This window comes from uncultured Bradyrhizobium sp. (assembly GCF_936928535.1).
Taxonomy (GTDB): domain Bacteria; phylum Pseudomonadota; class Alphaproteobacteria; order Rhizobiales; family Xanthobacteraceae; genus Bradyrhizobium.
In genome coordinates this window covers 16,831-30,803 of sequence record NZ_CAKZHY010000155.1, presented here as the reverse complement: position 1 = coordinate 30,803, position 13,973 = coordinate 16,831, and the positions used below count along the sequence as shown (strand labels likewise).

The following is a 13,973-nucleotide window of genomic DNA, read 5'->3' as shown; positions in this document are numbered from 1 at the left end:
GTCCACATCGCCGCCATTGTCGCCTATTGGATCAATTGAGTCTGAACCCTAGTTCTCTGTGACCCGAGGGCGGACAGTGATCAACGACGAGAACTACGCGGCGTCGGTTTTGAATGAAATCTTGCACCTGATAAATTAAGTTCGGTGAGTATCTCCTTGCATAAGCCACGATGGGCGCCAGATCGCAGGCGGCACTACCCGACCTAAGGGCCTCGAATGCAAGTCGTGATTTTCCAAGGCCCGCATGGCCGAGGAGGCGAATGACTTCACGAGGCTTCAACAATGACTGCTGTATCGTGTTCGATTGGCCGCTGAATGAAGGCCACGACACAAGTGCATTCGACGGTCGCGGTAGCTCGACCAATTTTCCATAGTTTGAAATGCGAAATCAGCCGAGGCTTGACCGAGCAGTTGCTTCATCCAAACAGCCACCATCAGTTGAGCATTCACCCAGCCAGCGATTTTTACGGGGCCATAAACATCTAGACGAGCGTGGTCGACGCGTTCGTCAATGTTTCTAATGGCCGAGCGCAACAGACTGCGCACTTCTGTACGACGTGTGACCTTTGATCCCTTCTTCGGTGTCGTTAGATTAGTCTTGCTGGTAACGATGATGTACGTGCCTCTCCGAGCCAGCACTTCTGCCACGGCAGGCTTTAGTCGCTTCCCATTAGCTTCGATTGGCTCACTGCGCAGTTTGGCATCAGTGAGCTTTTCGGCTTTCATCTGGAAAACTGTGAAGTAGTGATCGGTTACCCCCGGCTTGCTCGACGGCTGACTCCAAGCCACGCTGAGGTCCTCGCCGCCATCTGGGAGATTGATTTTGAGCGTTCCCTGCACGGCCGAGAGTGGGGCACCCCACTGCTGTAGGTCTGCTTCAACAAGCCTCTTGATAAGCATGACGAGATCGGTGGGACCTAAACGGCCGACCTCGTCCTCAGAAACCTCAAACGCTTTAAAAATCCCTTTCGTCATAAATGGCCCCCCGGAGCCTAGCGTAGCGACGCAGCATCAAAAAGCAGCCATGCTCCAACACTGAGACGTGACGCCTCAAACACACGGGTCGAACGTTGGCCTTGAACTTCGACCTATCCTCTTTAGCGCCTTCTCTGATCGGAACGAGGCGATGCGCACTTCCACAAGACCCTAAATTTCTTGAAGTGTCCCGCTCCCAAGGAATTTTCCGTCGCTCAGTGCAGATCATTGGGGACAGGCCAGGTCTTTGCACTACTCCTTGCTAAACAGCACGTCTGGAGGCTCGTCGCGCGGGTCTTGTGGCACCAGCTCCCCTCGAAACGCTTTCCGCAATATTGCCTCATCCAGATGATCCAAGAGCAGGCTCGAGTTCTTTACGTTAGTAATCGCCCGGTTGACCCACCGAAATGCACTGTCCAAACGGCCAATGATCTCTTCCTGCGCGGTGAGAGGCGGCACCGGAATTGGAGCATTCATTACTCCTGCAACGCCTACGTTTCCTTGGTTAACCCCGCCCGTCTCGTGCGAGAAGAAAAAGTCCATAAACATCGGCGTCTGACTAAAGTAGACCAGCCATCTCGGATTTACTGACGGCACGCAAGAAAGACACAGGACACGCTGGTTTACGTAGACCGGCTTTGATCCTTCCGGTAGTTGAACAAGTCGCCCGTAGTCTCGCTTATATTTTGTGCCTGTAAGAGACACGAGGATGTCTCCGCCGCTCGCCATAAAAGCACCCGCGGGAACAGCGTCTTTCTCAATGAACGCTGGGTTACGGCTCAAATCAAAGACCCCGTTGTACAAGTTGCCTAGCCGAACAACCGGGGTGCCAGACTTCGAGAAAGTCCCGCTCTTGAACGCGATACCACTGCGGTGAACGCAGATATCGCCAATTCTCATCCACTTCCCACTGCGCGAAGCTCTTGGAGAAGTTGCAGGAGCGGTTACTTTCCACGGACGAGCGCCAAGCTCCTCAGCTAAAGTGGACCGCTGCCGATCAATCAGCAACTTATCCAAGACTGCAACCTCGGAGAACGTGGCGCCCAAGTCACCACGAAACACGGCTGCCAAAATGGCCTGCTTGTACTGCTCTACTAACCGCGGGATAGCCTTCAATTGATCCCGTGCGCGCCTCGATTTTAAGGAAAGACTTTCGATCTTCGCAACAACCCGTTGCTGCTCCTGGAGCGGAGCCACTTGAACTGGCATCGATTTCAAATCGGAGGTGCGCAGGTTGTTTATGTTGATACCAAGCGCAACGCGTTCGACGTAATCACGATAGGCCGCACTTCGCATATAAGAATAAAGCCACGAACTCAATTCAGCGCGTTTTGGTCTAGCAACCACGCAGAAGGCCCCGAAAGCAAACGTACCTAGACCCCCATCGACCTTTGCGGCTTTACCAACGATATTGCGAGAGCCAGACGAGGCGGCAATTAACAAATCGCCCTGCCGCAAGTATTGTTCAGGCGAGACACGTCGACTTGGAACGTAGACAAACTCGTCAGCAACTATCTGACCGCCAGATATGTTATTTGCTCGCAGTATAGGAACGAGGCCCGGCGCCGGGACATTGGAAGCCTCTGATTTTTCATACGAGACGCCACGCACCAAAGTGAAGAGGTCATGACCTGACGCCGTAACCCAAGTCTTCGGGACGGACATCATTCGGCTGCTTCCGATACTGCATCGCCTTGATCAACAGCATCGCTGTCCAATTCGTCTGACAAGCTTTCGATTTCACTCAGCGCGGCTGTCAAATGACCCATAATCGCCGCGGCAATATCCTCCGGTTCAGTTAATTCTTGCTCGGCCTCCACTTCGGTGTCGCGCAACCACGAAAGATCAAGGTTGTCGTTACGCGCCCTTATTTCCTCTCGTGAGAAGCAGCGCCATCGCCCTCCCTCGCCGTCAGCTTTACGCTTTCCACCACCGTTCGGATCGTCGCCGTATGCTTTCTCAAAATCCGCGAAGTCTGCGACAGCCAACGGACGTGTCTTGCCGAACGCTGGCATATTCGCTCGCATGTCATATACCCAAACCGCCTTGGTGTTCGCTTTTTCACTCTTTCCACGCTGAAAGAACAGCACATTCGTCTTTACGCCCTGCGCATAGAAAATGCCGGTCGGCAACCGCAGTATGGTATGGAGGTTACAAAGCTCCATCAGCCATGTGCGTAGCCGCCGCCCCATGTTGTCCTCGAACAAGACGTTATCAGGCACGACCATGCCTACGCGCCCACCCGATTTCAACACGCGGACCACATGCTCAACAAAAGCTAACTGCTTATTCGACGTCTCCGCTGTAATTGAGAAGTCAGATCGCGTCGGTCGGCCGCCGCCCTTCTTAGTTCCGAACGGCGGATTGGTCAGCACAAGGTCAGCCTTGGGCAACCTCTCTCCATCAGGAGAAAGGGTGTCGGCAAGCTCTACACCTCCCTCGATGCCGTGGAGCAAAAGGTTCATCAGGCAGAGGCGATGGGTGTCGGGAACCAACTCGGCGCCAACGAACGCGCTGTGTCGCTGGAAGTGTCCTTGTTGCTCCGTCAGCTTGTAGAGGTCGTCGGTTCTGTCTTTGATATAGCGGTCAGCCGCAACAAGGAAGCCTGCCGTGCCGGCAGCCGGGTCCTGCACGACCTCGCCGACTTGTGGTCTCAACAGACGAACCACACAATCGATGAGAGGGCGCGGCGTGAAATATTGACCCGCACCTGACTTCTTGTCCTCAGCGTTCTTCTGCAACAAACCTTCATAAAGAGTGCCAAGTCCCTCTTCGCGAGCCGAGAACCAATCGAGTTGGTCAATCGCTGAGGTCAGCGCTTTTAGGTTGGTAGGCTTTCGAAGACGCGTTTGCGCATCCGTAAAAATCGTACGAACTAGAACGTCTTTGATCTCCGGCTTACCCAAATCGAGTAAGAGCCGCTTGTAGTGGTCGAGCTGATCGAGACCATCGCGCTTCGCCAGCTCCCGCCAGCGACATGACTTTGGAAGCCGATCTTCTTTCTTGGTCTCCTCAAGCATCTTCAGGAAGAGCAAATACGTCAGCTCTGTCACGTACTCGTTATAGGTCACACCATCATCCCGAAGGATATGGCACAGGGACCAGAGCTTCGCGACAATATCGCCTGTAATCATTAGCCCGCCCTTTTCCACATTTCCTCGTTGATACTGCTCAAGACAGTCTCAAGCTCACCTTCAAACACCTTGTTGAGGCGCACAAAGCCACCATCGGCCGCGAAGGGCTCACGATCAAGCGCATCGCGATCAACTACGATCTCCTTTTCCACCTGCTCGGCGATGCGGCGGAGCCATCTCCTCTGAGGATCACTCCACCTCTTGCCATTCAATATCCTCTGCATCGCGGCCTTGACCCGGTCAGCATAGGAAACCAAGGGGTCACCTAAAGCCGCCTGCCGGACAAAGCCAATGATCGACGCGGCAATATCCACATTCTTAGCGTCGGCCCATGCTCGACGAAGATTTGCTTCGGAGTAGCCCTTCAAATCGAGCGCGGCACGAAGTTCTCGAAGGTCTCCCCTCGTCAAATCGCGCGGCCTCTGGACCACGAGCTTTACGGCTGCGATAGTGTTCACGTTGTCGCGCACAAAGGCTTCGAAGCTTTCAAGAAAGTCTTCCGGCTTCGTGGCACTGCCATAGCCGCGGGTGACTGCGACCAATTGATCTGCATGATGTGAAATCGGCACAAGTCGGGGCGGCGCGCCTTCATCGCCCTGCCAGTCGAGGATCGGCCCAATGGCAGTTCGAGACGCAAACCAGCCCGACAATTCCGAAGGCTTGGCCTCCAAAATGCGCTTCAATGTTGCTTCCGGTGCTTCGCCGGCGGTTGCTTCAAATTTGGACCGAGCTTCAGGCGATAGCCTTTTCAGTGCGCGCCGAAGTTTTACGCCGAGCTGTTGGCGGACTGCTTCTCGATCAGTATCCTTATCCGCTGCCACCAGCTCGTTGACGAGTTGGATGAAGCCGATGGACGGATTGACCACGACCGGCTTCATGTCCGTTAGGTTTTGGAGGTGCGGATAGAGGTCCACCGCATCGAAAATGCGGAAAACTTCCTTGCCAATCTCAGGACACATTCGTGTTGCCCGCCCAATCATCTGCTCATAGAGGATGCGGCTATTGACCCTTCGCAAAAAAACTAGATTGGTTATGGAGGGCACGTCCACGCCAGTGGTCAGCAGATCGACCGTAACCGCAATCTTGGGATCGGCATCGTTACGGAAAGAGCGGATAAGGGTCCCCACGCGATCCACGCTCCCAGTAATCTTCCTTACCGTTGCGTCGTCGATATCACCGTATTTCTTGGCGAACGCCTTCTTTATTTCGGCCACAACGATATCAGCGTGAGCATCGGTCGCAGCAAAGATCAGCATCTTGCCCGCCCCAGGTGCAGACGGATCGATGTGATTGGCGAGCTCCTCGGCTACAACACGATTGAATTCTGCCGTGATCACTTGCCTGTTGAATTGTTCAACATCAAAGCGGATTTCATCGGGCGCATGGGCCAAGTTGACTTCGCCGGTTCGCGTGTTTAGCAAGTCAAGTTGCTTGTTCTTCTCGAACACAATGCCAGCGCGCGCCAATGCTGTCTCGATCCGAACCGGCGGCTCGTGGTCGATCAGATAGCCATCGATCACAGCCTGCCGATACGAATAAGTGAAAATCGGATCGCCAAATATTTCTGTCGTGTGGAGCGCCGGGGTAGCCGTGAGCCCAATCTTCACCGCATCGAAATACTCAAGTACCCGGCGGTACTTGGAAATGTAGTCCTCTTGACCACGGAAGCTCAACTCGGCGTCCGACATTTCGCGGTCAAGCAAATAGCCACGGTGACACTCGTCGATCACCATGAGGTCGTATTGATCCACAGGCGGTACTTGCGAGCTATCAGCCGCGTATAGGACGCGCTTGACGAGCCCCTGTATTGTACAAATGTGGACCTTCGTTTCACTTTCCGGCGTCACGTCGGAGAGCCTCTTGAGGCCAAAGATGTCGGCGAACGCCTTTCCTGACACAACCTTGGTCGTCGTGAACTCCCCGGCGGCCTGCTCACCAAGGGCTGATCGGTCAACGACAAAGCAGACGCGCCGAAACCGTTTAGTTTCGAGCAGCCGATAGAGCATTGCTATGGCGAGCTTGGTCTTGCCGGTCCCCGTGGCCATGGCAAGCAGCATGGAACGACGTCCACCGCTCAAGGCTCCTTCGACAGCCCGGATCGCGCCCTGCTGGTATTCTCGGAGCGGAAAGCCAAACTCGAAAGGCATGTCCTTCAGAGCAGTGTCAGCGGCATCTAAATTGATCTCGAGCTGCCCGAGAAGGCCTTCAGGAGTTGGCCATCCCACTAGCGCTCGGCGGTGATTGGCTGAACGTCGCGTATCGCGAAACCAGATGCCGCTCTCGGTTTCGATTTGCTTTAAATAGGAACGGCCATTAGCCGCGAACACGAATGGCACCTTGTGAGTGCCCCACGGCGCGCCATCGGCAAATGAGAATGTCACTTCATCCTTCATCCCAACCGAGTAGCGCTCGGCCTGATCGATGGCAGCCGATACGTTCTTGCGCTTCCGCTTTGCCTCAACCACACCGACCAGCGTTAAACCTACGAACAACGCGTAATCCGCCGGACCCGTCGTGGTCGGCCACTCAGCGATTGCAAGTTTGCGTCCTTTTGCGGGTCGAGCACCTGCACTGTAGCGCAAGGATTTTGTGTCTGCCTCCCAACCGCTGTCGCGGAGCTGCTGATCGATGAGGTCTCGGGTAGACGCTTCGTCGAGATCGATTTTTTTGGCAGCCTCTTCGCCGCGGGCCGCCAGCTCGGACAACTCCGTTTGCGAAATTTGCTTTGCAGCCTCTTGGACCTGATCGAGCGGATCATGCACGATGCTGAGCGCATTCGTTAGATCAGATAGTTCCTCCGAAAACCGAGGTTCGAAGCCTTCGCTTCGGGCTATGCCGCGGAGCTTCTCTTGCTCGGCCTCATGCGCCAGCGTTTCCCAGAGGGAACGTTCCTCCTGGACTTGCTTGAGTTTTTCTTCGATGCCGTCGCGGGCACGCGCGCTCTCTTGGGCCTCGCCTCGGGCAGCCTCAAGTTCCCGAAGCGCAGCTGCCAGCTGTTGCTCAAGGTTGTTCAGCCGCGCAGCATTTTGATCAATTTCCGCCTTGGTAGGCCTCGGTTCAACGAAAGGCGGCGGCTTGAAATTCGGCTGCTTTCCGTAAGCGCGGTGGAACCAGATACCCAGCTGCCACGCAAACTTCAGGGCGGACAGTGCCTCTCTGAAACTTCCGTCGCCATCGTGGACGGCTCGATTGCCAATCTTCCGCACAGCGTGGAAAACGTCGGCGACCTCTCGCGGCGTTATACGTTCGAGGTTGAGCCGCCTAAGGGTTTCCTCGAAAGTCTCTCGTTCACCAAGGTACAGCGCGTGCCGAGCGGCCACGGTTTTACAAAGCAGCTCGGCAAATTGTCGGAGTTTGAAAATTGCTGTGTTGGGGTCGTCGTGTAGATAACGCTCGGCGGCCGCTCCGTATGCCTGCAAACGGGCGTCGTGAAGCTTTAGGAATTGAAAGTTGCCAGCCTGCGCCATTCCTGCCCCCGCGCTATCTATCTGCGATAAGCCGCATCGCTGCAACCTGAAAGAAGGTCGAATTGCCGTGGGCCGCGGACAGACAGAGTTGGCGGGCTGGCGCCGCAGCCGCCCCTTTAAGCCCGCCTTTTTGAAGACCGGGGGGACCTGCTTTCCCGAGGGGCCCCACCTGAGCAAAGGGGACCCGTTGAGACGATCCGCGAGCCATTGGGAGAGCCGAGGACCCCTTGCAGACTGTTCGTAATTCGGTCACTTCGCGAACAGTCGAATTCGGATGATGTGAAATCCCCGGAATTGCTGAGCCTCGTGATCGAGTACACGCACCGAAGTTTGAACAGTTGCTCGAATTGCGCCGTGTCGGCCAGCACGTTTAAGGCCTAACTCCGATGTCCTGATCAGGCCGGCTGACTGTCTTTCGAGAGTCGCTGGATGAGCGAGAGTGATCCAAACCGCCGCGCGCCGAAGCCGTCTTTTTTCCGAGATTTGCCGTACTGGACCAATTGGGGTTCTAAGATTCGGAGAAAATTCGGTTCTCCGGCTTCATCCAGGGCCACTGTTCGATAACTGAGTGGGCGCTCCGCCCGCAGAAATGCAGGAAAAAGGCCGAGTTTTGGGCTGTCTCCAGTTCCAAGTACGGCACGATCTTCGTGGGATGGCGGAGCTAGTGGGATTCGAACTCCGGGTACGGTTTGGCGGCAGCCGTGCGCGACCTGTCTCCGCAGACAATCTCCCCAAAACGGGAATATTTGCTGAAACGGCCGGAGACTTTCAGCGATGTCCGCCCCGGGTTCGGCAAAGCCGGACTCCAGGAGTAAAGCCAATCGGGAAAACAGCGGCATTTCTCGTGCTCCCTCCAGGTCGAACTAGATCATGTTGATGGGATGAGCGGCCAACGATTCTAACCCCCTACGGCGCCGAGCTGGGGACCGGCTGCCGGCTTGCAAATAAACCCATCAGAGATTTCACCAATGACTTGACTTTTCCATTGGAAAAATCTCTTATGGAATAAAGTTGAGGACCGAGTCGGTGGCAACGCCGGGAGAACTTTGTAGCAAAACCGCGGAGCTGTTGGGCTTCCCACCAAATACCACCTTAATCGCCTGGCGGGCCTTGAGGGAGGATGGTCGAGTCACGACGGGTGGGCGGGGCAAAAGCGCTGCTCACTGCTCACCCTCAGACGCAGCGAATTTATTAATCGCCACGATTGGGAAACTTCCGTTGCAAAGTTCTCTGAAAAGCTGGGAGCGATTTGCCGGTCTCACCCGCACACGGATTCGGGAGGCGCGACGCCAATATACCACGAGAGAGGTTGGGGTGATCAGCGCGCTGAAACAAGGACGCTCCTTTCAAGAGGGTTTGACTGCACTGATTACCGCCGCCATGTCGGGATCATTGCAAGAGCTTCCCAATCCGCCAAGCATTCAAGTCAATTTCCACGGTCCGCTGCCGAACGCATCGATCAGGCTAGAAGGCCACATCAGCATTTGGATCTTTTATGACGACGCTCCTAAAGGATCAGACCTCGAGCCCAATCAAGACGGTGATCTTCAACAATCTGTAGACATCAGCGGCAAAACAATCTTGGGACTCGGCGAGTTCATCCGAAGAAGTGGGAGTTCAAATTGAAAATCTCTCCGTTGAAAAAGTACAATTTCTGCGGGGACCTCGCTGTGACGCTGCGCACGAGCGGCGATCGCACACGTTCAGTCAGCGAGAAGGCGCGCAAGTTCAGGTACAATTGCGACCCAATTGCCCCTCTCGAGTTCGAAGTGTGATGGCTCGCCAGTTAGCGCTTCCCCCTACACTTCCGCCTCGTTTGATCGGTCGCGAGGCCGCTGCCGCTTACGTCTCGGTTTCGCCGGCAACATTCGATGCCATGGTGCGGGACAAGCGAATGCCCCCGCCTCGCCGCCTCACGGAGGGGCGCAAGGCGTGGGACGTTCGCCTACTCGATCATGCAATTGATGGGCTGCCGTTGGACGGCGAAGTTACCGATTCGTCGAACAACGGCTGGGATGATTAGCGATGCGCCGCAAGTTGCCGCCGAACGTCGAGAAGAACGTCGTCAAGGGACATGTTTACTTGTCCTACCGAGTCGGCAAGGGGCCACGGATTAAGCTCCCTGGTGACCCCAATTCGGACGCCTTTAAGCTGGCTTACGCCGCTGCTGTCGCCGGGCAGGCGGCGACAAGGCCGGCGATCGCAAGGGACCAGCCTCAATCAATCGGCGCACTCGTAACGTCCTATCTGAACAGCGATGCGTTTGCGTCCCTCGGCGAGGGTAGCAAGAGCGGATATCGGGGTCGTTTGGATCAGCTTAGGCGTGATCACGGGCACCGGGCGGTCGCAGGCCTTACCAAAGACCGCATCGAGGAGAAGATCCTCAAACCGCTCCATAACAAACCCGGCGCAAAGATCGACACGTTAAAGAAGCTTCGAATCTTGATCCGTCATGCAAAGGACGATCTGAAATGGCTTGCTGTCGATCCGTCCGACGGCATTAAGCGAGGTAGGTCGAAGGAAATTCGAGCTTGGACAGATACCGAGATGGCCGCCTTCGAAACGCGATGGCCCTTTGGCACAAAGCAGCGCGCAGCATACGAACTGATGCTCCACGTGGGTACGGCGCGCGTCGATACGCACTTGACAACTTGGGTGCAAGCCGATGCAGAGGATTTTGAATACACAAGACGCAAGACCGGCGTCCCTGTCCTGGTCAAGCAGGCGCAGTCACTTCGCGCAGCTCTCGCAGCGCTTCCGCGACGACACGTCTGTATTCTAACCTCTGAATGGGGCAAGCCCTTCACTGTGGATGGCTTCAGCGGTTGGATGCGAGATGCAATGACTGAGGCCGGCCTGCCGCTTGATTGCCGGCCGCACGGTCTACGGAAGACCTTCGGCCGCCTCCTCGCCGACGCGGGCGCGACTGCTCATCAGATCATGGCTGCACTTGGTCATCTCACCCTGGCCGAAGCTGAGCGTTACACGCGCGAAGCTGATCGTCGGCGCGGGGGTCGGCACGCGATCCAAAAGTTAGAAGACTACAAGGCGAACAGAATTCCCCAAACCCCTTCCGCCAGTTTGGGAAGAGAGGCAAAAGCCAAAGGAAAATCAAAGTGAAGAAGAAGCCACTGGCGCTCCCTAGGGGAATCGAACCCCTGTTTCAGCCTTGAGAGGGCCGCGTCCTAACCGCTAGACGAAGGGAGCGTGAGGGCTAGCCAATAGCCTCGAAATTTGTCCTCTGCAAGGACTGAACTGCCATTTTACGGCTCATTGGCGAATTTGAGCTGCCCGGTCGGCCTCAAGGTGTGGGCGTCGAAGGTGCGGATCTCGGTGACTCCGCCGATATCCAGGGTCACCACGAGGCGATCGCCGGCGACGCCGGTCGCGACGATCTTGGCGCCCTTCGGCAGAGTGGCGGTGACGTTGCTCGACGGCTCGGTCGCCCTTCCCTCGGACTTGAAAAGGCGGTAGCCCACCGCGATCAGGACGGCGCAGACAGCCAGCGCCGTGGTCAACCCCGCGATCAGCATCATCCGCCGCACCCGCGCGAACAGCGCGGCCTGCTCGGGGGTCGGTTCGGGAACAGCGGTATCAGACGTCGTCATGGAAAGCTCAGGGTCAGCGCAAAGGTTGGAAGTCGTGGTCGCAGGCGACGAGGGCTCGGCCCGGCTCGACCGCGTGCTCGCGGCGCGCCTGCCGGACCTGTCGCGATCAAGGTTGAAAGCCTTGATTCTGGCCGGCGCGGTGAGCCTGAAGGCCACCGAGGTCCGCGACCCCGCTTATCACGTCACTTCAGGCGATACGATCATAATCGACGTGCCGGAGGCGGCCCCGCCCGAGCCCAAGGGCGAGGATATCGCGCTGGATATCGTGTTCGAGGACGACGACATCATCGTCATCAACAAGCCCAAAGGACTGGTCGTGCACCCCGCGGCCGGGCACGAGACCGGGACGCTGGTCAACGCGCTGATCGCCCATTGCGGCGGTTCGCTGTCGGGGATCGGCGGGGTGCGCCGGCCCGGCATCGTGCACCGGCTCGACAAGGACACGACCGGGCTGATGGTGATCGCCAAGAATGACCTCGCGCACGCCTCGCTCACCGCCCAATTCGCCGATCACGGCCGCACCGGACCGATGCGGCGCGGTTATATGGCCTTCGCCTGGGGGCTGCCGGGCCGGCACCGCGGCACCATCGATGCGCCCATCGACCGCCATCCCCATGCGCGGGAAAAGATGGCGGTGCGCCAGGGCGGCCGCGAGGCGGTGACGCATTGGGAGCTCCTGGAGAGTTTTAACGGCCGCGACGGCAAGCCGATCGCCTCCCTGCTGGCCTGCGAGCTCGAGACCGGACGCACCCACCAGATCCGCGTCCATCTCGCCCATATCGGCCATCCCTTGATGGGGGATGCGGTCTATGGCCCGCATTTCAAGACCAAGGCGAACCAGCTCGGGCCCGAGTCGCAAGCCGCTTTATCGGCGCTTGGACGTCAGGCCCTGCATGCTTATTTACTGGTATTGGAGCACCCCAGGAGCGGAGAACTTCTTCACTGGGAGGCGGGTCTGCCGGAGGATTTGCTTCTCCTGGAAAGCGTTCTGAAAGCGGCGCTATGACGCAGGGGCTTTGAGAAAAGCCTTACCTTACAAAAAGTTATAGCTGCCACACGGGGACGTGACGTCAGCAATCCTTCCCTTTTTGACCCCCGATGGGGTATATTGCGCCTGCGTTGGAAATGACCAACGTGGAACATCGCAGCTACGGCCGGCTTTAACCAAGCGGTCGTCTGCCTGGCCCGCCGCTATCGGGGGCCTGAACCTTGGAGGGCTTCACAATGGCCCGTACCGCTGCTTTGCCGGTCCTCAACGGAGAATCCGGCCTCTCTCGCTACCTCGCCGAAATCCGCAAGTTCCCGATGCTGGAACCCCAGCAGGAATACATGCTCGCCAAGCGTTGGCGCGAGCATGACGATCGCGACGCGGCACATCAACTCGTCACCAGCCATCTCCGGCTCGTCGCCAAGATCGCCATGGGCTATCGCGGCTACGGCTTGCCGATCTCCGAGGTCGTCTCGGAAGGCAATGTCGGCCTGATGCAGGCGGTGAAGCGTTTCGAGCCCGAGAAGGGCTTCCGTCTCGCCACCTACGCGATGTGGTGGATCAAGGCGTCGATTCAAGAGTACATCCTGCGTTCCTGGTCGCTCGTGAAGATGGGCACCACCGCGAACCAGAAGAAGCTGTTCTTCAACCTGCGCAAGGCGAAGAGCAAGATTAACGCGCTGGACGAGGGCGATCTCCGCCCCGACCAGGTGAAGATCATTGCCAAGCGCCTCGGCGTCACCGATCAGGACGTGATCGACATGAACCGCCGCCTCGGTGGCGATGCGTCGCTCAACGCGCCGATCCGGGACGACGGCGAAGCCGGCGAATGGCAGGACTGGCTGGTCGACAATACGCCCAACCAGGAAGCCTTGATGGCGGAGCATGAGGAGTATGATCACCGCCGTGACGCGCTGAACGGCGCCATGGGCGTGCTCAACCCGCGCGAACGCCGCATCTTCGAGGCGCGCCGCCTCGCCGATGAGCCGATGACGCTGGAAGACCTTGCCGCCGAGTTCGGCGTGTCGCGCGAGCGCGTCCGCCAGATCGAGGTCCGCGCCTTCGAGAAGGTGCAGTCCGCGGTCAAGGGCACGATTGCGAGGCAGGAGCAGGCTGCGCTGGAAGCCGCGCACTAAGCGAAGGCCTCCTGCGCCAGGAACTGCCGGCAGGAATTCGCGCATCGACAAGACACGACAAGCCGGCGGCAACGCCGGCTTTTTTGTGTGAACCGCAGCATGGTTGCGAGAGATGCCGGCGCGGCATCTTGAACGCCAATGACGGGTCAGCCGACCAAACATGATCGGACCTCAAGAGAACGGACACGCCTCGTGTCGATCATCCTGCAATCCACCGTCGGCGGCTTCTCCGCCCAGTTCATGCGCAAGCTGCCGCAGGTCGAGCAGGCCATGCGCGACCACGGCCTCGATCCCTCGGAGTTCGTGATCTCCAAGGACAACGCTTCCACCGCGACCGTGCCGTTCGTTGGGCCGTTCTTCTACGATTACAGCGTGTTCTTCGGCGACGACCAGTTCACGGTCACCGAGCCGAACGACATGGTGTTTCTGGATTTCTTCCTCAACCGCGTGCTGGCCGCGGACGGTCCGCCGGAATTGCCTGAGCGGCCGGGATTGATCAGGCGGCTGTTCGGCTGGATGTCGCAGCCGGTATGACATGGTTCATCGCGCTTGTCGCAGAACGCCTGCTGGTGTATGTGCTGCCGCCCGGCGCGCGGTCGCGCCCTTCCTGTTCAGCGCTTTCGAGGGAGGCGGCATGATTAGCAGTTCGATACGTTCTGACCGTC

Annotated in this window: 10 protein-coding genes and 1 tRNA gene; 5 read left to right on the top strand and 6 right to left on the bottom strand. The window is 57.6% G+C overall.

Annotated elements, in window-relative coordinates:
- Nucleotides 1–276: 276 nt before the first annotated feature.
- The 4 genes from Q0687_RS29535 to hsdR form a co-directional block, all read right to left on the bottom strand.
- Nucleotides 277–975: a hypothetical protein gene (locus tag Q0687_RS29535; protein ID WP_298884966.1), complete on the bottom strand. Its 699-nt coding sequence runs from the start codon at nt 973–975 to the stop codon at nt 277–279.
- Nucleotides 976–1,227: 252 nt separating this feature from the next.
- Nucleotides 1,228–2,643, bottom strand: a complete 1,416-nt coding sequence (locus Q0687_RS29530) for a restriction endonuclease subunit S (RefSeq protein ID WP_298884965.1) — start codon at nt 2,641–2,643, stop codon at nt 1,228–1,230.
- Nucleotides 2,640–4,109, bottom strand: a complete 1,470-nt coding sequence (locus Q0687_RS29525) for an N-6 DNA methylase (protein ID WP_298884964.1) — start codon at nt 4,107–4,109, stop codon at nt 2,640–2,642. The genes Q0687_RS29530 and Q0687_RS29525 overlap by 4 nt, the downstream gene beginning before the upstream one ends.
- Nucleotides 4,109–7,576, bottom strand: coding sequence for a type I restriction-modification system endonuclease (hsdR, locus tag Q0687_RS29520; protein WP_298884963.1), 3,468 nt, complete (start codon nt 7,574–7,576; stop codon nt 4,109–4,111). Before hsdR ends, Q0687_RS29525 begins: the two co-directional genes overlap by 1 nt.
- Nucleotides 7,577–8,602: 1,026 nt before the next feature.
- Between hsdR and Q0687_RS29515 the strand changes: the two genes are divergently transcribed.
- Together Q0687_RS29515 and Q0687_RS29510 are read left to right on the top strand one after the other, a co-directional pair.
- Nucleotides 8,603–9,202: a hypothetical protein gene (locus Q0687_RS29515; protein ID WP_298884962.1), complete on the top strand. Its 600-nt coding sequence runs from the start codon at nt 8,603–8,605 to the stop codon at nt 9,200–9,202.
- 399 nt (nt 9,203–9,601) lie between these two features.
- Entirely contained in the window at nt 9,602–10,696 is a 1,095-nt protein-coding gene (locus tag Q0687_RS29510; RefSeq protein WP_298884961.1) for a tyrosine-type recombinase/integrase, read from the top strand.
- Nucleotides 10,697–10,708: 12 nt separating this feature from the next.
- Here Q0687_RS29510 and Q0687_RS29505 read toward each other — a convergent pair.
- Both Q0687_RS29505 and Q0687_RS29500 read right to left on the bottom strand, forming a co-directional pair.
- Nucleotides 10,709–10,783 (bottom strand) — tRNA-Glu (locus Q0687_RS29505).
- Nucleotides 10,784–10,839: 56 nt separating this feature from the next.
- A complete protein-coding gene (locus Q0687_RS29500; protein ID WP_298884960.1) occupies nt 10,840–11,184 on the bottom strand; it encodes a hypothetical protein in 345 nt (114 codons plus the stop codon).
- Between Q0687_RS29500 and Q0687_RS29495 the strand changes: the two genes are divergently transcribed.
- The 3 genes from Q0687_RS29495 to Q0687_RS29485 all read left to right on the top strand — a co-directional run bounded on the left by Q0687_RS29495 (nt 11,183) and on the right by Q0687_RS29485 (nt 13,842).
- Nucleotides 11,183–12,190 carry an RluA family pseudouridine synthase gene (locus tag Q0687_RS29495; RefSeq protein WP_298884959.1) on the top strand — a complete coding sequence of 336 codons (1,008 nt, stop codon included), beginning with the start codon at nt 11,183–11,185 and terminating at the stop codon, nt 12,188–12,190. The genes Q0687_RS29500 and Q0687_RS29495 overlap by 2 nt on opposite strands.
- Before the next feature lie 218 nt (nt 12,191–12,408).
- Entirely contained in the window at nt 12,409–13,308 is a 900-nt protein-coding gene (rpoH, locus tag Q0687_RS29490; RefSeq protein WP_232994409.1) for an RNA polymerase sigma factor RpoH, read from the top strand.
- Nucleotides 13,309–13,500: 192 nt separating this feature from the next.
- Nucleotides 13,501–13,842, top strand: coding sequence for a hypothetical protein (locus Q0687_RS29485; RefSeq protein ID WP_298884958.1), 342 nt, complete (start codon nt 13,501–13,503; stop codon nt 13,840–13,842).
- Nucleotides 13,843–13,973: the final 131 nt, after the last annotated feature.

Excerpts from the sequence above, each read along its gene's own strand:
- Q0687_RS29535 (WP_298884966.1), bottom strand. The coding sequence starts at position 975 with ATGACGAAAGGGATTTTTAAAGCGTTTGAGGTTTCTGAGGACGAGGTC.
- Q0687_RS29530 (WP_298884965.1), bottom strand. The coding sequence starts at position 2,643 with ATGATGTCCGTCCCGAAGACTTGGGTTACGGCGTCAGGTCATGACCTC.
- Q0687_RS29525 (WP_298884964.1), bottom strand. The coding sequence starts at position 4,109 with ATGATTACAGGCGATATTGTCGCGAAGCTCTGGTCCCTGTGCCATATC.
- hsdR (WP_298884963.1), bottom strand. The coding sequence starts at position 7,576 with ATGGCGCAGGCTGGCAACTTTCAATTCCTAAAGCTTCACGACGCCCGT.
- Q0687_RS29510 (WP_298884961.1), top strand. The coding sequence starts at position 9,602 with ATGCGCCGCAAGTTGCCGCCGAACGTCGAGAAGAACGTCGTCAAGGGA.
- Q0687_RS29495 (WP_298884959.1), top strand. The coding sequence starts at position 11,183 with ATGGAAAGCTCAGGGTCAGCGCAAAGGTTGGAAGTCGTGGTCGCAGGC.
- Q0687_RS29500 (WP_298884960.1), bottom strand. The coding sequence starts at position 11,184 with ATGACGACGTCTGATACCGCTGTTCCCGAACCGACCCCCGAGCAGGCC.
- rpoH (WP_232994409.1), top strand. The coding sequence starts at position 12,409 with ATGGCCCGTACCGCTGCTTTGCCGGTCCTCAACGGAGAATCCGGCCTC.